Raw genomic sequence first — 19913 nt, forward strand, 5'->3', positions numbered from 1 at the left:
GCGGTGGGTTACGCTGCGCTGACCCACCCGACGCTCGCTACCAATTCCTCTTACCCCAGCAGCACCGCATCCGCCGCCGCGACCGACTCCGCGCTCTCAGTCACGGTGCGCTCGAGGCTGCCAGCCTGTACGGTGATGTTCTCGGCGAAGAAGCGCGCCAGCGCGACGTAGCGTGCGGCATGGGTGTTGCCGTCGGACTTCGCGGCGAGTGCCTCGGAGGCCAGCATGCAGCCGCCGAGCGTCGCGCCGAACTGTTGCAGATAAGGCGTCGCGCCGGCGAGCGCCTCGTTCGGTGCGGTCGTCACGCGTTCGAGCAGCCATTTGCTGGTGCGCGTCAGCGCCTCCAGCGCCTCGCGCAACTTCACGCCCGTGGTGCCGAAGGCGGGATCGTTTGAGGCTTCGACCTGCTTCACGGTTGCCGACAATTCCTCGATCAGCGTCCACACCGATGCGCCGCCATTGGCTGCGAGCTTGCGCGTGACGAGGTCGATGGCCTGGATGCCGTTGGTGCCCTCGTAGATCGTCGTGATGCGGGCATCACGATAATGCTGCGCGGCGCCGGTCTCCTCGATGAAGCCCATGCCGCCATGGATCTGCACGCCGAGATAGGCGACCTCGTTGCCGATATCGGTGGAATAGCCCTTGGCCATCGGGGTCAGCAGCGCCGCGCGCGCGGCGGCGTCAGCCCGCACCTTGGGGTCCTTCGCGCGCAGCGAGACGTCGAGCGCGACGGCGGTGGCGTAACAGATGGTGCGGGCGGCGGCGGTCTGCGCCCGCATCCGCATCAGCATGCGCTTGACATCGGGGTGCACGAAGATCGCGTCCGAGCCGTTGCCCTTCTTGTCGATGGCGCGGCCCTGCTTGCGCTCCTGCGCATAGGCCAGCGCCTGCTGGAAGGCGCGATCGGCGATGCCAACGCCCTCCAGCCCGACGCCGAGGCGGGCCTGGTTCATCATCGTGAACATGCAGCGCATGCCCTGGTTCTCTTCGCCGATCAAAAAGCCGATCGCGCCGCCATGATCGCCCATGGTCATGGTGCAGGTGGGGGACGCGTGCATGCCGAGCTTGTGCTCGACGCCGCTCGCAAAGATATCGTTGCGCGCACCGAGCGAGCCGTCTCCATTGACCATGAATTTCGGCACGAGGAAGAGCGAGATCCCCTTGGTGCCGGCGGGTGCGTCCGGCAGGCGCGCCAGCACGAAATGCACGATGTTGTCGGTCATGTCGTGCTCGCCATAGGTGATGAAGATCTTCGTCCCCTTGATGCGATAGCTGCCGTCGGCCTGCTTTTCCGCACGGGTGCGCAGCGCGCCGACGTCGGAGCCGGCCTGCGCCTCGGTGAGCTGCATCGTGCCGGTCCATTCGCCGGAGACGAGCTTCTCGAGATAGATCGACTTGAGCTCGTCGCTGCCATGCGCCTCGAGCGCTTCGATCGCCGAGGCCGTCAGCAGCGGGCAGAGGCCGAAGGCGAGGTTGGAGGCGCTCCAGATTTCGGTGCAGGCGGCGTTGATCGCCAGCGGCAGGCCCTGGCCGCCGAAATCCTCAGGCCCGGAGACTGCGTTCCAGCCACCCTCGGTCCAGCGCCTGTAGGCATCGGGCCAGCCCGGCGCGGTCGTGACCTTGCCGTCATCGAGCTTGATGCCGTGCTCGTCGCCGATCTTGTTGAGCGGCGCCAGCACGTCGGTCGCGAATTTGCCGGCTTCCTCCAGCACGGCCGCGACGATATCGCCGTCGAAATCGCCGTAATGGCCCGCGTCCATCGCGGCCTTGAGGCCGGCGCCGTGGTTGAGCGACAGCAGCATGTCAGAAATCGGCGCGCGGTAGGTCATGGCTCACTCCCGAGGACAGGTTTGGCGCCGTATTCCCATGAAATGGGGGATGTCTCAATGGCCGGGAAGGCAGGCGGGCGGCGCGGCATCGGGGCGATGATGAGTGTGGCTGGGCCGGTCTCGGCTCCCGTGGTATTTTGCCCCTCCTGGCGGTTGAAATGCCGCGTCGCACCCTATAGACCGGCTGCGACCAGAGGGATTCTGCGGGTGTCAGTCCGTCCGCAGTGCCCTTCTGGCCCGATGGGGCGTAGCCAAGCGGTAAGGCAGCGGATTTTGATTCCGCCATTCGGAGGTTCGATCCCTCCCGCCCCAGCCAGATTGCCCGCTCTGCCTGAATCACTCTCGTGCATTAATGGCGGCGTCGAGCGCCGCGCGCGCTTGCCAATGTTCTGGGATCCGCTGCGCCACGCTCGTGCTCGAAGGAGGGGCCGATGCGCTCGTCCCGTCGGGCGAGATTAGCGCGCGCGAAGCGCACACGATCGCACCCCCGGAGATGCTTTGCTGAATTGTCATCGCGATCACTGAGAGGGAGGGAACATCGAGGCTGCGAGCCGGTAGAATACTACCTGGCTCTCCGTTGACGGATCGACGAGGGCAGCCGTCAGATCGTAACGTCGCGATCCTGGTGGTCCGGTGCTGATCACGAAGCCGAAGGATTTTCCGCCTGAACATCGCTTGTCTCCGTCAGTTTAGCCCCGAAGTAGCGTGCACGTTTTGAGACGGGTCAATGTGGAGGAACGGCCGCCAAGCCTGGGCGCAACCGGCCACCATACGCTTGAGGGCAATCACGCGTCGCCATAGCGAGCCCGATCACAACGGGCTCACGCTTTGAGCTGCATCAAGCTGGCTTTCAACGGCGGTGACATCGTGCGGGTAGGAGGCCGCTTCGATGCGCCGATTTGCCATGAAGGCTCTGTTCTCGGCTCTGGCTTTCAGAAGAACCGAGAAGGAGCGAGTCGATTGGGATCGCAGCATCTTGATATTCTCGACGGCGGTGACCGTCGGGTTGGTTGTTCTCTATGTCTACGGCAAGGCAACCTCGCGCTGGTGAACTGTTTCGCGGGAACGACTGCGTCGATGCGATGCTTGCTGATACTTTCGACAATAATTCTCTCGTGGAGCACCGGCGCCCGCGCGCTCGACGAGGAACAGCAACATGGCAAAGAGCTGCTGCAAAAAATGTGCGCCCGCTGTCACTCAGTTGGCAGGACCGGGACAAGTCCTAACAGGCAGGCGCCGCCCTTTCGCAGCTTTAGCGAAACCAAGCTCTACGATAGCGACTTCCTGGAGCGACTACAGGAGGGCTACAGCAGCATTCATCCCTCGATGCCGACCTTCCGCTTCAACACGGATGATGCAGTAGCAGTCTTGAACTACATGAAATCAATTCAGGAACCGCCTAAACCGGGACGCAAGTAGCTGCGGCATGAGACCATGTTGTTTGAGCGGGTTCTGCGCTGGGCCCTGGTTGCGATCGCAATCGCGGGATTGAGCGCGGGTATTCTTGCGCGAGCCGCGGGGCGGCCTGATCTGGCCGGCCTCGCATGGGCAATCGGCACGGCGCCCGTGATAGGAGGACTGGCGGTCTCGATCGTCAGAGATTTGCTGCGCGGCCGCCTGGGAGTGGACGCGATCGCACTCCTTTCGATGAGCGCGGCGTTGGCCCTCGGCCAGCCGCTTGCCGGGGCTGTCGTCGCGCTGATGTATTCCGGCGGCAATGTGCTGGAGGATATCGCGATCGCGCGGGCTGAGCACGATCTGCGGTCACTCGTCGATCGTGCGCCGCGCCGGGCACAGCGCAAGACCGGCGAGCGGATCGAAGAGGTTCAGATCGAGACGGTCTTGGTTGGCGAAGAGCTCCTGGTACGGGCCGGCGAGATCGTGCCAGTGGATGGCATCGTCTGTTCGGCCACGGCCACGATCGACGAGTCCGCGGTGACGGGAGAGCCGATCCCCGTCGAGAAGACACGCGGCAGCGCCGTTTTTTCCGGTTCGCTGAATGCGGGTGAGACGTTCGAGTTGACCGTTTCCGCCCCGGCTGGGGAGAGTACTTACTCTGGTATCGTGCGCATGGTGACGGCGGCACAAACGGCGAAGGCTCCCTTTGTGCGGTTGGCCGATCGCTATGCGCTGATCTTTCTGCCGGTGACGCTCGTCATCGCCTTCCTGGCGTGGCTAATCTCGGGTGATCTGACCCGCAGCCTCGCTGTGCTGGTGGCGGCAACGCCTTGTCCGCTGATTCTGGCCGCACCCGTTGCCTTCATCGCCGGGGTGGCGCAAGCGGCCCGTCGCGGCATCTTGGCTAAGGGCGGAGGGGCACTGGAGGCGCTGGCGCGCGCGCACACCGTGCTGTTCGACAAAACCGGCACCCTTACGGTTGGAGGTGCGCGGTTGCTTTCGGTCGAAGTCGCGCCGGGGGAAAATCCGGACGAGGTCCTCACGCTTGGGGCATCGCTTGAGCAGGCCTCGCATCACGTGCTCGCCAAGACCGTCGTTGCTGCGGCCGTTGATCGCGGCCTCAAGCTGAAAGCTCCAGAGCAGGTCAAAGAGACCATGGGCACCGGCTTGTCTGGCCTGATCGACGGCCGGCGAATAACCGCTGGCTCGCGAGAGCTGCTCCGGTCGAGTGCCGAGCTGTCGCCGTGGGAGCTGCGAGCACTCCGGCGCGCATCGTGGCGCTCGGCGCTGACCGTCTTTGTCGCAGTGGACGGCCGTCCGATCGGTGCGCTGCTACTGGCGGACGAGCTCCGGGCTGATACGCCGCGAGCGATCCGGCTGCTGCGCGATGCGGGCATCGCGCGAATGGTGATGGTCACCGGCGATCGCGCCGCGGCGGCGCAAGCCATCGGAGCAGCGCTCGATCTCGATGCCGTGCTGGCCGACCGCGTTCCCTCGGACAAGGTCGAGGCCGTGCGCACGGAGCAGCGGCTACATCCGACCATCATGGTCGGCGATGGCATCAATGACGCCCCGGCGCTGGCCGTGGCCGATATCGGGGTCGCGCTCGGTGCGCGCGGCGCGAGCGCCTCGTCGGAGGCCGCGGATGTGGTGATCCTGGCCGACCGGCTCGATCGCGTTGGCGAAGCGATCATCATTGCGCAGCGGGCACGGCGTATCGCCGTTCAAAGCATCGCTGTCGGTATGGGATTGTCGATAGCGGCCATGGTGGCCGCCACCGTCGGCTGGCTCGATCCCGTGCCGGCAGCGATCGTACAGGAGGTGATTGACGTTGCCGTCATCCTGAACGCGCTGCGTGCGCTTGCTCCGGCTCATGGGAGCGCTGGTCGCCGGATATCCGCAGAGCAGGGCCAGGCGCTGCATCACGACCATCAGGCGCTGTTCAGGGATCTCGACCGGCTGCGCAAGATCGTCGATGCGATCGACGATGTGCCACCGAACACCGCGGCGGCCTTGATCGAAGAGGCTGATCGCCTGGTTCAGGGCAGTGTAGTGACGCACGAGCGCGACGACGAGGGCAGCGTCTATCCGAAGATTGCAGAGGTGCTGCGTGAACGCCACGGCCTTTCGGCCATGAGCCGCGCGCATCGTGAGATCTTGCACCTTGCGCGGTTGCTCGCGCGGATCTCGGCTGATCTGCCGTCAGAAAAAATCGACCGCTATTTTGTCCGAGACGCCCAACGTGTAATCGAGGCGATCGAAACGCTGGTGCGCATGCATACTGCCCAAGAGGAGGACATTTACGAATCCGTGGCCGCGCAGCAATGAGCTTGGCGAGCTTTACGCAACCTGAGCGCCCGAAGTAAGAAGGCCTTCTTCGTGGGCGCACGTGCCGCGCGGCTGTCGCTTGCTACTCTTGCTGAATGCGGCTGAGATAATCGATAACAGCGAGGATGCGTTTTCGTACGACGACTTCCGGACTTTGCTCAGGTCCAGCCATCTTCCAATAATCCGGATCAACATAGTGAGGCAAGTTGACGATGGGGTTGAATCGCTCTCCCCAGACTGGCATTTCACGAATGCCGTGAGCTGGAATTGTCTTCGATCCTTCTATGGTTTCATAAACAGCGTTCGTGGGAAATACGCCGTTGTTATTCTTGGCCAACATCGTCAAATCTGGAGGCGGTATCTTAAGTTGGTTGCTAACCGGTCCTTTGCCCCTCGCATCCGCACCATGACAGCTGGCGCACGAAGATCGAAACTCTGACCTACCCATATCGAGGTCTTCAGCCTGGGCTGCGGCGGCGAAACCAGCGGTCAGACCGGCCACTACCAAACATTTTCCGCCAAAGCTTACCATGTCGCACTCCGACGCTGGCTGGGAAGATGTAAACTATTAGCGGCTTCGCATCCCGACAGTTTGATGCACATCAACCAAGCGCGACGCTTTCAACAGCGCGCCGGATGTTTGAGTGCGCCGAGCGCAAAGAGCAGGATGAGAGTCCTAAAGCCGCGCGATTTGATCTTCTCGCGCAGGCGATCACAAAAGTCCTCCAGGAGCAGTGCGACGGCGAGATCGATCACCCACGGCCGGGTCTCAAGTTCAGCTTCTACCGTGTGCGCCCAAAGCAGTTGACAAAGATCAAGGCATGACCATTGATAAGGCAATCTGCTGTAGCGGTATTGTGTCTACTATAACGGACATAGAGGTGTGACGTATGGCGATCAATGTGAAGGCAGTAGTGCTGGGGCTCATGGCGACCGCGTCCGTCGCCCTTCTCCCGAGCGGCGCGGTGGCGGCCAAGCTCGACGACGTGCTGGCGCGCGGCAAGCTCGTGGTGGGCACCGGCTCGACCAACCCGCCCTGGCACTTCAAGGACGCGTCCGACACCCTTCAGGGCTTCGACATCGACATGGCCAAGATCATCGCCAAGGCACTGTTCGGCGACGCGAAGAAGGTCGAGTTCGTCAACCAGTCGTCTGACGCGCGCATCCCCAACATCACCACCGGCAAGGTCGATATGACCTGCCAATTCATGACCGTGACCGGCGAGCGCGCCCAGCAGGTCAACTTCACGATCCCGTACTACCGCGAGGGCGTTGGCCTGATGCTCAAGGAAGGCGGCCAATACGCCGACTACGCCGCACTGAAGGCGGCCGGCTCGTCCGCGACCATCGCCGTTCTTCAGAACGTCTATGCCAAGGAACTCGTCCACAAGGCGCTTCCCCAGGCGAGCGTCGACCAATACGAGTCGCAGGACCTGCTTTACCAGGCGCTCCAGTCGGGCCGCGCGGACGCCGCCGCCACGGACCAGTCGTCCATCGCCTGGTACGTCACGCAGAACCCGGGCCAGTACAAGGACGCCGGTTACGGCTGGAGCCCGCAGACCTATGCCTGCGCCGTCGCCAAGGGCGATCAGGACTGGTTGAACTTCGTCAACACCGCTCTGCACGAGGCGATGACCGGCGTCGAGTTCGACACCTATGCGGCCTCCTTCAAGAAGTGGTTCGGCAAGGATCTGCCGCCCCCGGCGATCGGCTTCCCGGTCGAGTTCAAGTAACCGACTGAGCCGGCGGTCCAGGCTCCGCGCCCGCACCGCCTCCACGCCCGAGCGAGTGATCCCGATGGGATACACCCTGAACTTCAACGCCGTCTGGCGGAACTTTGACGACCTCCTCTGGGGTCTGGGCCTCAGCCTCACCCTGGCCTTTGTGGCGATCGGGATCGGCTGCGCCCTCGGCCTGATACTCGCCTTCGGGCGGATCAGCCGGTCGCGGCTCCTGTCAGTGCCCTCGGGCGCCTACGTCACCCTGTTCCGCAACCTGCCGCTTCTCGTGATCGTCCTGTTCTCCTTCTTCGCGCTGCCCCAGCTTGGGCTGCGCCTGTCGAAGGGGAACTCGTTCGTGCTGGCGCTGGCCCTGTATTCGGCGGCCTATCTGGCCGAGGTGTTCCGCGGCGGCCTTCTGGGCGTGCCCAAGGGCCTGCGCGAGGCGGGCCTCGCTATCGGCCTGACGGAAGGGCAGATCCGCTGGCGCCTCATCCTGCCGGTGATGTTCCGAGCCGTCTTGCCGGCGCTCGGGAGCACCTTCATCGGCCTGTTCAAGGACACCTCGCTCGCCGCCGCGATCGCGGTGCCCGAGCTGACCTTCGAGGCGCGCAAGATCAACGTCGAGACCTTCCGCGTGATCGAGACGTGGATCGTGGCGAGCGGGCTCTACATCGCGACCTGCTCGATCCTGGCCGCCCTTCTGCGCCGCGCCGAAGTGCGGCTCGCCGTTTCGAGGTAAGGCCCCGTGAACCCTCCGCTCTCCTTCTTCGACATCGTCTGGCTCGCACGCTGGCCGTTGCTCTATGGCCTCGGCACCACGGTCGCGATCTCCGCCCTCGCCATTCTGGGCGGCACGGTGCTCGGCACCGGCCTTGGCCTCGCTCTGACCTATGGCAACCGCTCCGTGCGAGGAATCGCCCGCGTCTACACAGACGTGATCCGGGGAACGCCGGTCCTCGTCCTGGTGCTGGCGAGCTTCTACATTCTCGGCACGGTCGGCCTCGACCTGTCCGCCTTCCAAGCTGGCGTCCTTGCGCTCACCCTGTTCTGCGCCTCGCATGTCGGCGAGATCACACGCGGGGCGCTGCAAACCCTGCACAAGGGACAAACGGAGGCGGCCAAGGCGATCGGCTTGACGTTCGGGCAAACCTTTCGCTACGTGCTCGGCCCCCAAGCGTTGCGTCTGGCTCTCCCGCCGCTCATCAACACAGCGGCCGAGATGGTGAAGGCCTCGACGCTTCTCTCGGTCATCGGTGTTGCCGAGCTTCTCCTGCGCACGCAGGAGGTCATCAGCCGCGCCTTCCACAGCCTCGAGTTCTATCTCCTCGCCGGCTTCCTGTACTTCCTCGTCAACTTCGCCATCGAGCGCCTCGGCCGGTACGTCGAGCGCCGCGTGAGCCTCGCGTGAAAGGCGATTCCATGACCGCGAACCTTCTGGAAATCCGGGACCTGCACAAAAGCTACGGTCCGGTCGAGGTGCTCAAGGGCGTCGACTGCGACGTACGGGCTGGCGAGGTGATCTCGATCATCGGCTCGTCGGGCTCCGGCAAGACCACGATTCTGCGCTGCGTCAACATGCTGGAGGAGTTCGAGGGCGGCACGATCCGCATCGACGGCGAGGAGATCGGCTATTCCACCGCCGGCGGCCAGCGCAAGCGCAAGGCCGAGAAGGAGATCGCCCGCCAGCGCGCGCTCACCGGCATGGCCTTCCAGCAGTTCAACCTGTTCCCGCACATGACGGCGCTGGAGAACGTCACGCTCGGCCTGACGCTCGTGCGCAAGATGGGCCGCGAGGAGGCGCGGGCCCTCGGCGAAAACTGGCTCGACCGCGTCGGTCTCCTCCAGCGCAAGGACCACTACCCCGCCAAGCTCTCCGGCGGCCAGCAGCAGCGCGTGGCCATCGCGCGCGCCATCGCCATGAGCCCGCGCCTGATGCTGTTCGATGAGGTGACCTCGGCGCTCGACCCTGAACTCGTGGCGGAGGTCCTGCAGGTGGTGCGCTCGCTCGCCGAGGACGGCATGACCATGCTTCTCGTCACCCACGAAATGCGTTTCGCCTACGAGGTGTCGAGCCGCGTCATCTTCATGAACGGCGGGCGCATCGGCGAGGAGGGGAACCCGCGCGAGATGTTCGCCGCGCCGAAGACCGAGCGCCTCGCCGCATTTCTCCAATCCTCCCGCTTCAACTGACAACTACATACAGCATGGCTCTCAAGCGCTATGGAGCCGGCCTCCACATCCGTTGTGTCGCGACCGTCGGCATGTCCAGCAGCGCGCAGGCGTATTTCGCCTTGCTCAGCATGGTTATCGCTGTGCCGACGGGGCATTAAGATCTTTTCCTGGATAGCGACGATGTGGGGCGGCCCAATAACCTTTCGGACGCCGATGCTGTGGGCAGTCGGATTCAGATCGCCGCGAAAGCAAGAGGCATGACAGGACGAAGAGCGCTCTTCATCGATGGAGCCAATCTGGATCGAACAGCGAGAAACCTTGGCTACGAGATCGATTACACAAGATTGCTGCTGGAATTCGAAAAATCCGGAGTCACAGTCCGTTCTTACTTCTACTTGGCGACAAGAGAGAGCGCGGCCGGCGGCGTTCAGCGTCTCACTGACTGGCTCGAGGTCAATCGGTTCACCGTCCGCACGAAGTTGATCAAGCGCCATGAGGATGAGACCAGGAGGTCGAGACGCGGCATTGGTATAGACCTTGCCATTGACGCGCTCGAGATCGCCCCGCGAGTGGATGAAGTTTTCCTTTCGGCTGGCGGGTGATCGCGCTCTGCGGATTGTACGCGGTTTTTGGCGCTCTTGCGGCCGCGATTGCTGCCTTGGTCGGCTCTTTCCCCCATTGGATCTGAACCGTTCGATTGTGAACGAGTGCCGGCGGCTGGCCCCGGGGCACGGTCGACCTCGCACAACGGCGCCAACCTTACAGTGGCGATGTGCGTCTGTCTCGGCTAAGCAAGCTGGGTCGCGAAAACTCCATCTAGCAGCCGGGGCAGCGAAGGCATGTTCCTCCTTGCCGTTCTCGTCCTTCCCTTCGTCGGGAGCTTCATTGCGGCGCTCCTGCGGGCCCATGCGCGCAATGCTGCGGCATGGCTCGCCGGAGGAGTTGCACTTGCAGCCTTTTGCATCATTGCTGTGGCCTATCCCAGCGTGACGCACGGCGGGGTCGTCGGCTGGCGCACGGAGTGGGTTGCCGAACTTGGGCTTTCGTTCGCGCTAAGACTCGATGGCTTCGCCTGGGCGTTCGCCATGTTGGTCACCGGCATCGGATTTCTGGTGGTGCTGTACGCCCGCTATTACATGTCGCCCAGCGATCCCGTTCCGCGGTTCTTTTCTCTCCTGCTCGCCTTCATGGGGGCGATGCTGGGGATCGTGCTCTCCGGCAATCTGCTCCAGCTCGTTTTCTTCTGGGAGCTGACCAGCCTGTTTTCGTTCCTGCTGATCAGCTACTGGCATCACAATTCGACTGCGCGTGACGGCGCTCGGATGGCGCTGGTGATCACCTCGGGCGGCGGGCTCTGCCTCTTCGCCGGCGTCTTGCTGATCGGCCACATCGTCGGCAGCTACGACCTGGACAAGGTAATGGCGTCAGGACAGGCGATCCGTTCGCATCCGCTCTATGTTCCCGCGCTCGTGCTGATCCTGCTCGGTGCCCTGACCAAGAGCGCCCAATTTCCCTTCCATTTTTGGCTGCCGCACGCGATGGCGGCTCCAACTCCCGTATCCGCTTATCTGCACTCGGCAACGATGGTGAAGGCGGGTGTGTTTCTCTTGGTCAGGCTCTGGCCCGCCCTCGGCGGATCGAACGAATGGCTGTGGCTGGTGGGATCGGCCGGTCTGATTACCTTTCTGCTGGGCGCGTTTCTCGCGGTATTCCAGCAGGATCTCAAGGGGCTGCTGGCTTACTCGACCATCAGCCATCTCGGCTTGATCACACTCTTGACTGGACTGGACACGCCGTTCGGGCAGATCGCAGCGATCTTTCACATCATGAACCATGCCACCTTCAAGGCCTCGCTGTTCATGGCTGCGGGCATCATCGACCACGAAACCGGCACGCGCGACATCAGGCGTTTGAGCGGTCTCTACGCGTTCATGCCGATCACCGCGACGCTGGCCATGGTTGCGGCCGGCTCGATGGCCGGCGTGCCGCTGCTGAATGGCTTCCTCTCGAAAGAGATGTTCTTCGCCGAGACAATCGAAGTCCATGACAATTCATTCGTCGATCAGGCGCTTCCCTACATCGTCACCGCGGCAAGCACTTTCACCGTTGCCTATTCTCTCCGCTTCATTCGCGACGTGTTCTTCGGTCCCGCCGCTGTCGGCCTTCCGCGCACGCCTCACGAGCCGCCCCTCCTGATGCGGCTTCCAGCCGAGCTTCTCGTGCTTGCATGCGTCGTGGTGGGCATCGCCCCGGCGTTGACCGTTGCACCGGTGCTCGATACCGCCGCTGGCGCCGTGCTCGGTTCGAACATGCCGGAGTACAGTCTCAGGATCTGGCACGGCTTCACGCCCGAATTGCTGATGAGCGGCCTTGCGATGGTTGGTGGCGTCGGCGTCTATGTGATGCTGCGCTCCTACCTTCTCGTTCACGAGGGGCCGCCTCTGCTCGGCCGGTTCAGCGGGAAGCAGATCTTCGACTGGACGATGGTGACGCTGTCCTGGCGTCTTGCACGCTGGCTCGAGAGCAAGCTCGGAACGAGACGTCTCCAGCCACAATTGAGAGTCCTGGCCGGTGCGGCGTTCCTCGCCGCCTTGCTGCCGCTCTATTCGCGGGGCGTCCCGCTGGCGGATCCCCTGCGGACTACATTTGACCTTGCGTTCGCTTTGCTTTGGACGGTCGGCGCCGCCTGCGCGGTCGGCGCCGCGATCCAGGCCAAATTTCATCGCGTCGTCGCGCTGATCATGCTCGGGTCTGCCGGTCTCGTGACCTGCATCACCTTCGTGTGGCTGTCGGCTCCCGACGTGGCCCTGACGCAGATCGTCGTCGAGACGGTCACGACGGTGCTCCTGCTACTCGGCTTGCGGTGGTTGCCGAAACGTATCGCACCGGCCGGGGCGGAAGCGCCGGCCGGCAGGATTCGATGGCACCGCGTGCGTGACTTCGCGATCGCGCTCTCCGTCGGCATCGGATTGGCGACGCTCGCGTTTGCAGCCCTGCAGCATCCCGATACGAACAGCATTTCGCGCTACTTCGTCGAAAACGCCTATACCAAAGCTGGCGGAACCAACGTGGTCAACGTCATCCTGGTGGACTTCCGCGGATTCGACACAATGGGTGAGATCACGGTTCTCGCCGTCGTTGCGCTCACCGTCTACGCGCTGTTGCGCCGCTTCCGTCCGGCGCCGGAGAGCATCCCCGTGCCCGAACAGCAGCACGCCCAGGACAGCCACGACGAGGCGCATCCCGACCGACAGAAGGGTGACACCGCCAAGGATACGACGGAGACGGCAACGCTGATGATGAGGCTGATGTTTCCCGTGATCGGTGTCGTGGCGGTCTTCCTGCTGTTGCGCGGGCACGATCTTCCGGGTGGAGGCTTCGTGGCCGGCGTCGCCATGGCGACCGCGTTCATCCTGCAATACATGGCCCGCGGCACGACATGGGTGGAAGCTCGTCTGCGCGTCATGCCGGTACGCTGGATGGGGATCGGGCTTCTGCTCGCCGCCTGCACGGGAGCCGCCGCCTGCGTTTTCGGATATCCGTTCCTGACCTCGTACTTTGCGTATGCCGAGCTGCCGCTGGTCGGCCTCGTCCCCACGGCGAGCGCATTCCTTTTCGACGTCGGCGTGTTCTCACTCGTGATCGGCGCCACGGTGCTGATGCTCATCGCGATCGCGCATCAATCGCGGCGTCGCTACGCAGTTCCGCCTCAGAGCGGCCGAGGCTTGGCCAGTGAGCCATCGAGGGAGGAACTGGTCTGATGGAGTTCGTGCTGGCAATCGGTATCGGAACGCTTGCCGCGTCAGGCGTTTGGCTGATCCTCAGGCCGCGCACCTTTCAGGTTATCATCGGGCTGTCGTTGCTTTCCTACGCGGTTAATCTGTTCATCGTGGCCATGGGGCGAGTGCGGACGGGGGCTCCGGTGCTCATTGCAAAGGAGGCCGGAGATCCTGCGCGGTATGCCGATCCGCTCCCACAGGCGCTGGTACTGACTGCAATCGTCATCAGTTTCGCGACCACCGCGCTCTTCCTCGTGGTGCTGCTGGCATCCCGCGGCCTGGCCCGGACCGATCATGTCGACGGCCAGGAGCCGGAAGCGTGAGCGGCGCCTCTAGTTTGATCATTGCTCCGATCCTGCTGCCCCTGCTGGCAGGTGCCTGCATGCTGCTGCTCAACGGAGAGAGGCACCGCCCGATCGTCGCCAGCCTCAACGTCGGCGCAACCGTTGCCCTCGTTTGCATCGCCACGATCCTGCTCGGAATCTCCGATGCCGGCACAAGGGACGTCTATCGTCTGGGCAATTGGCCCGCGCCGTTCGGAATTGTCCTCGTTCTCGACCGGCTGTCGGCTCTCATGCTGCTGCTGACCAATATCCTCGCGCTGGCCTCGGTTGTGTACTCGCTTGCACGCTGGCACCGCGCAGGCGCGCATTTCCATTCGCTGTTTCAATTCCTGCTGATGGGCCTCGACGGCGCCTTCCTCACGGGCGATCTCTTCAACCTGTTCGTGTTCTTCGAGTTGCTGCTGGCGGCATCATACGGCCTTCTGCTGCACGGATCCGGCCTTGCACGGGTGAAGGCAGGGCTGCATTACATCGTCGTCAACCTCGCCGCTTCGCTGTTGTTTCTGATCGGGGTCAGCCTGATCTACGGCGTGACCGGAACGCTCAACATGGCGGATCTCGCGGCACGCGTGCCGGCGGTCGGCGCCGAGAGCCGCGGCTTGCTCGAAGCAGGTGCGGGCGTGCTCGCGGTTGCCTTCCTGCTCAAGGCGGGAATGTGGCCTTTGAACTTCTGGCTGCCGACCGCCTACGCCGCCGCAAGTCCGCCAGTGGCGTCGATCTTCGCGATTATGACGAAGGTCGGCGTCTATATCGTGCTGCGCCTGTCGCTTTTGCTGTTCGGCGAGGACGCCGGCGCATCGGCCGGCTTTGGCAGGGAGTTCTTGTTGTTGGCCGGCTTGGCGACGATCCTGTTCGGAGCCATCGGCACACTGGCCTCGCAAGACACCGCCCGACTCGGCGGTTTCTCGGTGCTGATATCCTCTGGAACGGTGCTCGCCGCCACCGGGATGGGACAGGTCGGCGTCACCAGTGGCGCGCTCTTCTACCTGGTCAGCTCGACGCTCGGCATCAGCGCCTTCTTCCTCCTCGTCGAGCTGATCGAGCGCGGACGAGAACCCGGAGCGGACATGATCGCCGTCACGCGGGAAGCCTATGGAGAGGAGGACGAGAGGGACGAAGTCGAGGAGGACGTCGGCACCGCTATCGTGGCCACCATGGGATTGCTCGGCGTCGCTTTCATCGGCTGTGCGCTGGTCATCGCCGGCTTGCCGCCGCTGTCCGGATTTATCGCCAAATTCGCGCTGCTCGCGGCGGCGCTGCATCCGGCCGATCAGCCGGGAGGGGCCATTCCCGGCAGCGGATGGGCTCTCCTCGCGGTGCTGATCCTCTCGGGCATCGCGACCTTGGTCGCGATGGCACGCGCGGGGATTCGGATCTTCTGGGCCTCGCCCGATCGCACTGTGCCGCGCGTGCGCCTGATCGAGATGGCGCCGATCATGTTCCTGCTGTTCATCTGTGCTGCGCAAACCGTCTGGGCCGGTCCGGTGATCCGCTTCATGCAGGCCGCGGCGCATTCCCTCCACTCGCCGGCGGACTACATCAGCGACGTCCTGGACACCGGCGCCAGCAGCCGACAAGCGGAGGGCAAATGACACGCTTGCTGCCCTTTCCCATCGTCAGCGTCTGCCTGCTCGCGCTGTGGCTGCTGCTCAATCAAGCGGTCAGCTTCGGGCACATCCTGCTTGGCTGCGTGGTCGCGCTTGTCGGCGGACGGATCCTGACCGTCTTGGAATTGCCGCCCGTGCGGGTCAGGCGACCCGGCGTCATTCTGCGGTTGCTCGGGCTGGTTACGATGGACATCGTCCGCTCGAACCTGGCGGTAGGGCGAATTGTTCTCGGTTTTGGGCGCCGACAGCGCAGGCCGGGCTTTGTGGAGATTCCCCTCGACATACGCAACCCGTACGGACTGGCCTCGCTCGCCTGCATCATTACGTCGACCCCAGGGACTCTGTGGGTGAATTTCGACGCCCAAAGAGGGGCGCTGACCATCCACGTGCTGGACCTCGTCGATGAAGAGGAGTGGGTCCGTACGATCAGGGACCGCTACGAACGTCATCTGCTGGAGATATTCGAATGAGCCAGCTCATGCTGACCTACTCGCTCGTTGTCGCGCAAGCGTTGCTGGAATTGGCGATCGGCTGCGGCGCTTTGCGCATCTTCCTAGGACCGCGCGCGCAGGATCGCGTTCTCGGTTTCGACACGTTGTCCGTCAACGCGATGTTGTTGCTTCTGACGGTTGGGATTCGAACCGGCGAGGCGCTCTATTTCGAGGCTGCCTTGGCCATGGGCCTGTTCGGATTCGTCGGGACGGTTGCGCTCGCCAAGTTCCTGCTTCGCGGGGAGTTGATCGAATGAAGGGCATCGAGCACTTGCCGCCTTGGGCTGCCGTCCTCACAGCGGTATTCCTGTTGACCGGCGCTGCCGTCACGCTGATCGGCTCGCTGGGCCTTTTGCGGCTCGGCACCTTCTACGAGCGGGTCCATGCGCCGACGCTCGGAACGACGCTCGGCACTGTCTTCATCGCCGCCGCTTCGATGATCTGCTTCTCGGTTCTGCAGACAAGAGCGGTGCTGCACGAAATCCTGATCGTCGTACTGGGCATCGTGACCACGCCGATCGCGCTGACCATTCTCGTCGGCGCAGCCCGCTTTCGTGACACCGCCGAACGGGCACAGCCGGCGGAGCCACAGGACAAGTAGGCCGGCAGCTGCTCACGCGCCGGTTCCAGACGGTGCGCTGCCGCGCAAGGCCGGCTGAATGTCGCAATTGATCTTCCGCGGCGCAAACTTAGGTCCATTGTAGCATGATGCTGAACGGCGTGCACGTTCGCCGCGACTTCAGCCACCGATCGTCGGCCCTCGCCGGCGGCCCGAGCTTGCGGATGTCGCTCGAAGCTCTGCGGCATTCCAAACAGAGGATCCTCGACGCCGATGGCAACTCGTCAACGATGGGACGCGCAATTTCCTGCAGCAGTTTTGGAGCGTGGATCGTAGCCAACACCAAGCGGTAACGGAAAAGGGACATGGACTGTCGCGGCCCGCGGTAAGCTACGACTGGGCGAAATCTCACAAGGATCGGAACCATGAGCGAGACCAAGGCTCTGCAAACCCTGGACGGAATGCTTCCCGATCTGGAAGCTCTCTATAAGGATGTACACTCGCATCCAGAGCTCTCAATGCAGGAAACTCGCACCGCGGGATTGGCGGCAGACCGGCTTCGCGCCGCCGGCTACGAAGTGACGACCGGTTTAGGTAAAACCGGTGTCGTTGGACTTCTCCGAAACGGTGAGGGACCCACGGTCATGTTGCGCGCCGACATGGACGCGCTTCCGATCCAAGAGGCGACCGGCCTTGCTTACGCGAGCAACGCGACGGCCACGGACAAGGAGGGCAATACGGTGCCGGTGTCCCACATGTGCGGCCACGACATGCACGTCACCTGGCTCGCGGGAGCCGCCAAACTGATGGCGGAAGCCAAGACCTCTTGGCGGGGCACGCTCATGGCGGTTTTCCAGCCCGCGGAGGAGACGGGCGAAGGCGCGCAAGCCATGATTGCCGACGGTCTGTTCAAGCGCTTTTCGAAACCGGATGTCATCCTGGGCCAGCATGTCATGGTTGGTCCTTCCGGGACGGTCGCGGGCCGCGCCGGCGCGATCACGTCGGCGGCGGACAGCTTGCAGATACGCCTGTTCGGACGAGGCGCGCACGGCTCGATGCCGCAGGCCAGCATTGATCCGGTCGTGATGGCGGCATCGACCGTGCTGAGGCTGCAAACCATCGTATCGCGCGAATTGGCCGCCGCGGACGCTGCGGTGCTGACGGTAGGCGTCCTGCAGGCAGGTACCAAGGAAAACGTCATCCCAGACGAGGCCATCATAAAGCTCAACGTCCGGACCTTCGATGCCGGCGTGCGCTCACGGATGCTGGCTGCCATCGAGCGAATCGTCAATGCCGAAGCAGCCGCTTCTGGTGCGCCGCGGCCGCCGGAGATCACGACCATCGATCGGTACCCTCTGAACGTGAACGACCAGGACGCCACCAGCAGGGTAGTGGTCGCATTCCGGGGACACTTTGGCGCCGATCGTGTCCGGGCGACAGGGCCGGCCCCTGCCAGCGAGGACTTCGGCTCGTTTGGGTCAGAATGGCACGTGCCCTCGGTCTTCTGGTTCGTCGGCGGCACCGATCCCGAAATCTACGCGAAGGCCAAGAAGTCGAACAGGATAAATGAACTTCCGGTGAACCACAGTCCGAAATTCGCGCCCGTTCTGCATCCGACACTGCGGACCGGCGTCGAAGCGCTGGTCGTTGCGGCCCGCGCTTGGCTTCCGACATAGTGAATGCTAAGCGCCCGACCGCGCTCGCGCCCTGAGGGTTAAGGCAAGGAAAGCCGAGTGATGGACAAGCTGCCGATCGTGCTCGACCTGACCGGGACCTTCGTCTTCGCATTGAGCGGGGCATTGGCGGGCACCAAGCGCGGTCTGGACCTGTTCGGGGTCATGGTCCTGTCTTTCGCCGCGGGGAATTCGGGAGGTATCACCCGAGACCTCATGATCGGCGCGGTGCCTCCCGGAGCAGTCGGCGACTGGCGCTATCTCGGCGTCTCGCTCCTGGCGGGGGGCATCACCTTTTACTTCTCACCCCTCATCGTGCGGATGTCGAACGCGGTTCTGTATTTCGATGCGGCGGGACTCGCCCTGTTTGCCGTCACAGGCTCCTCGAAGGCGCTGTCGTTTGGGCTCAATCCGGTGATGGCTACGGTGCTTGGAATGGTTACGGGGATCGGCGGAGGCATGGTGCGCGACGTGCTGCTCGCCGAGATACCGACCGTGCTGCGCGCCGACCTCTACGCGGTCGCGGCGCTAGTGGCGGCTGCCATCGTGGTGATCGGCCAGATGCTGCAGCTGCCGGTCGCCGCGGTGACGACATTCGCGCTTATTTCCTGCTTCCTGCTTCGGGTCTTGGCGATCAGACGTGGTTGGCAGCTTCCGGTCGCGAAAGGAGTCGAACGGCAGGACGTCGAGATCCAGAAGGAAGACTCGAAGGCTGCGGGGCGTCGCTAGACGGCATCGCTGGCGGTGTCTGGGCGGACAGCCCGCTACGGCCGCCGGCCAAGTAGGGTACGTTCGCCACGCAAACGTGCCGGTGTCATAGCTCCATTGCACTATGACTCGAACCACATCGAAGGCAGTTCTGCCGATGCAGCACGATTGCGCCTGGCGCCTCGGTCTCGCTCAAATGCCGAAGGTGAGTTGCGGCTCGGCATCGTCTCCGACCTGCAGGGACGACAGCGACACCCCCAGGAGCCTGACCCGCTTCGGCAACGGCATCTCGATTTCGAGCAGGCCGCAGGCGAGGCGCTCCAACTCGTCCCGGCCTCCGACCGGTGCAGGCACGGACCTGCTGCGCGTGATGATCTCGAAATCGGCGAACTTGATCTTCAAGGTGATGGTGCGGCCACGGCTGCCTGATGTCTCGCAATGGCGCCAGACCTTGTCGACGAGAGGACTGAGCTTGACGACCAGCGCGTCGAAGTCGTCGAGGTCGGTCGAGAACGTGGTCTCCGCGCCGATGGATTTGCGGATCCGGTTGGCCCGCACCGGCCGTTCGTCGACGCCCCGGGAGATCCAGTAGTAATAGGCGCCCGACTTGCCGAAATTCGCGTTCATGAACTCCAGCGTCTGGTTGCGGATGTCGAGACCGGTAAACAGGCCGAGCGCGTTCATCTTCGCGCTCGTCGCCGGTCCGATCCCATGGAATTTGCCGACGGGCAGCGTCTCGACGAAGGCGGCTCCCATCTCGGGCGCGATCACGAACTGGCCGTTTGGCTTGCGGTGATCGGAGGCGAGCTTGGCCAGGAACTTGTTGTAGGAGACGCCCGCCGACGCGTTGAGGCCGGTCTCGGCCTTGATCTTCTCGCGAATCCGCAGCGCGATATCGCGGGCGAGGGGAATGCCCTGCAGGTTCTCCGTCACGTCGAGATAGGCCTCGTCGAGGGACAGCGGCTCGATGATCTCGGTGTGCTCGGCGAAAATCTCGCGGATCTGCCGGCTGATCGCCTTGTAGATTTCGAAGCGCGGCTTCACGAAGATCAGGTCGGGACATTGCCGTTTCGCGGTGACCGACGGCATCGCGGACCGAACGCCGAATTTGCGCGCTTCATAGCTCGCCGCCGCGACCACGCCGCGCTCGGCCGAGCCGCCGACGGCGACCGGCTTGCCGCGCAGCTCCGGATGATCGCGTTGTTCCACCGACGCGTAGAAGGCATCCATGTCGATATGGATGATCTTGCGAACGCGCGCTGCCTCGCCTTCCACGGTCTCGGTGACTCTCATGGGCGGATATT

19 protein-coding genes, 1 tRNA gene and 1 pseudogene are annotated in these 19913 nt (G+C 63.6%); 17 read left to right on the forward strand and 4 right to left on the reverse strand.

All coding sequences use genetic code 11. The features are described 5' to 3' along the window. Positions 1-50: 50 nt before the first annotated feature. Positions 51-1829 (reverse strand): acyl-CoA dehydrogenase family protein, encoded by a 1779-nt coding sequence (locus tag BM222_RS07185; RefSeq protein ID WP_092227577.1) that lies wholly within the window; start codon positions 1827-1829, stop codon positions 51-53. A 241-nt stretch (positions 1830-2070) separates the two neighbouring features. On the opposite strand from BM222_RS07185, the gene BM222_RS07190 reads away from it, so the two are divergent. From BM222_RS07190 to BM222_RS07200, 3 genes are all read left to right on the forward strand, one after another. Then, positions 2071-2145: transfer RNA gene (locus BM222_RS07190), tRNA-Gln, on the forward strand. A 512-nt stretch (positions 2146-2657) separates the two neighbouring features. Next, positions 2658-3248, forward strand: coding sequence for a c-type cytochrome (locus BM222_RS42980; protein ID WP_349509848.1), 591 nt, complete (start codon positions 2658-2660; stop codon positions 3246-3248). Positions 3249-3263: 15 nt separating this feature from the next. Beyond that, complete coding sequence (locus tag BM222_RS07200; RefSeq protein WP_177243053.1) at positions 3264-5555, forward strand: heavy metal translocating P-type ATPase; 2292 nt, start codon at positions 3264-3266, stop codon at positions 5553-5555. A gap of 82 nt (positions 5556-5637) precedes the next feature. Here BM222_RS07200 and BM222_RS07205 read toward each other — a convergent pair whose 3' ends face one another. Further along, the gene (locus BM222_RS07205) at positions 5638-6087 is read right to left on the reverse strand and encodes a c-type cytochrome (RefSeq protein WP_092227579.1); all 450 of its coding nucleotides are present in this window, start codon (positions 6085-6087) and stop codon (positions 5638-5640) included. 89 nt (positions 6088-6176) lie between these two features. Then, the gene (locus BM222_RS42800; protein ID WP_283810224.1) at positions 6177-6311 is read right to left on the reverse strand and encodes a hypothetical protein; all 135 of its coding nucleotides are present in this window, start codon (positions 6309-6311) and stop codon (positions 6177-6179) included. 134 nt (positions 6312-6445) lie between these two features. Between BM222_RS42800 and BM222_RS07215 the strand changes: the two genes are divergently transcribed. From BM222_RS07215 to BM222_RS07280, 14 genes and pseudogenes are all read left to right on the forward strand, one after another. Continuing rightward, positions 6446-7288, forward strand: a complete 843-nt coding sequence (locus BM222_RS07215; protein WP_092227581.1) for a transporter substrate-binding protein — start codon at positions 6446-6448, stop codon at positions 7286-7288. Between the two features lie 64 nt (positions 7289-7352). Continuing rightward, positions 7353-8015, forward strand: a complete 663-nt coding sequence (locus tag BM222_RS07220; RefSeq protein ID WP_092227582.1) for an amino acid ABC transporter permease — start codon at positions 7353-7355, stop codon at positions 8013-8015. 6 nt (positions 8016-8021) lie between these two features. Beyond that, positions 8022-8684, forward strand: coding sequence for an amino acid ABC transporter permease (locus tag BM222_RS07225; protein WP_092227583.1), 663 nt, complete (start codon positions 8022-8024; stop codon positions 8682-8684). Between the two features lie 11 nt (positions 8685-8695). Beyond that, on the forward strand, positions 8696-9466 hold the full coding sequence (locus BM222_RS07230) for an amino acid ABC transporter ATP-binding protein (protein ID WP_092227584.1): 771 nt from the start codon (positions 8696-8698) through the stop codon (positions 9464-9466). Positions 9467-9528: 62 nt separating this feature from the next. After that, a pseudogene (locus tag BM222_RS43230) lies at positions 9529-9682 on the forward strand (cbb3-type cytochrome c oxidase subunit I); the annotation flags it as partial. A gap of 23 nt (positions 9683-9705) precedes the next feature. Next, a complete protein-coding gene (locus BM222_RS42805; protein WP_092227585.1) occupies positions 9706-10050 on the forward strand; it encodes an NYN domain-containing protein in 345 nt (114 codons plus the stop codon). Positions 10051-10287: 237 nt separating this feature from the next. After that, positions 10288-13209 (forward strand): monovalent cation/H+ antiporter subunit A, encoded by a 2922-nt coding sequence (locus BM222_RS07240; protein ID WP_092227586.1) that lies wholly within the window; start codon positions 10288-10290, stop codon positions 13207-13209. Further along, positions 13209-13550, forward strand: a complete 342-nt coding sequence (locus BM222_RS07245; protein ID WP_092227587.1) for a Na+/H+ antiporter subunit C — start codon at positions 13209-13211, stop codon at positions 13548-13550. The genes BM222_RS07240 and BM222_RS07245 overlap by 1 nt, the downstream gene beginning before the upstream one ends. Further along, positions 13547-15163: a monovalent cation/H+ antiporter subunit D gene (locus BM222_RS07250; RefSeq protein WP_092227588.1), complete on the forward strand. Its 1617-nt coding sequence runs from the start codon at positions 13547-13549 to the stop codon at positions 15161-15163. The genes BM222_RS07245 and BM222_RS07250 overlap by 4 nt, the downstream gene beginning before the upstream one ends. Next, positions 15160-15648, forward strand: a complete 489-nt coding sequence (locus BM222_RS07255; protein ID WP_092227589.1) for a Na+/H+ antiporter subunit E — start codon at positions 15160-15162, stop codon at positions 15646-15648. Before BM222_RS07250 ends, BM222_RS07255 begins: the two co-directional genes overlap by 4 nt. Then, a complete protein-coding gene (locus tag BM222_RS07260; RefSeq protein ID WP_092227590.1) occupies positions 15645-15926 on the forward strand; it encodes a K+/H+ antiporter subunit F in 282 nt (93 codons plus the stop codon). Before BM222_RS07255 ends, BM222_RS07260 begins: the two co-directional genes overlap by 4 nt. After that, complete coding sequence (gene mnhG, locus BM222_RS07265) at positions 15923-16270, forward strand: monovalent cation/H(+) antiporter subunit G (RefSeq protein WP_092227591.1); 348 nt, start codon at positions 15923-15925, stop codon at positions 16268-16270. Before BM222_RS07260 ends, mnhG begins: the two co-directional genes overlap by 4 nt. 383 nt (positions 16271-16653) lie before the next feature. Further along, a complete protein-coding gene (locus BM222_RS07275; RefSeq protein ID WP_092227593.1) occupies positions 16654-17904 on the forward strand; it encodes a M20 family metallopeptidase in 1251 nt (416 codons plus the stop codon). A 60-nt stretch (positions 17905-17964) separates the two neighbouring features. Further along, positions 17965-18630 carry a trimeric intracellular cation channel family protein gene (locus BM222_RS07280; RefSeq protein ID WP_092227594.1) on the forward strand — a complete coding sequence of 222 codons (666 nt, stop codon included), beginning with the start codon at positions 17965-17967 and terminating at the stop codon, positions 18628-18630. Positions 18631-18801: 171 nt separating this feature from the next. On the opposite strand, the gene dinB is transcribed toward BM222_RS07280, so the two are convergent. Continuing rightward, the gene (gene dinB / locus BM222_RS07285) at positions 18802-19902 is read right to left on the reverse strand and encodes a DNA polymerase IV (protein ID WP_092227595.1); all 1101 of its coding nucleotides are present in this window, start codon (positions 19900-19902) and stop codon (positions 18802-18804) included. Positions 19903-19913: the final 11 nt, after the last annotated feature.

It is taken from the genome of Bradyrhizobium sp. Gha, assembly GCF_900113735.1.
Classification (GTDB): Bacteria; Pseudomonadota; Alphaproteobacteria; order Rhizobiales; family Xanthobacteraceae; genus Bradyrhizobium.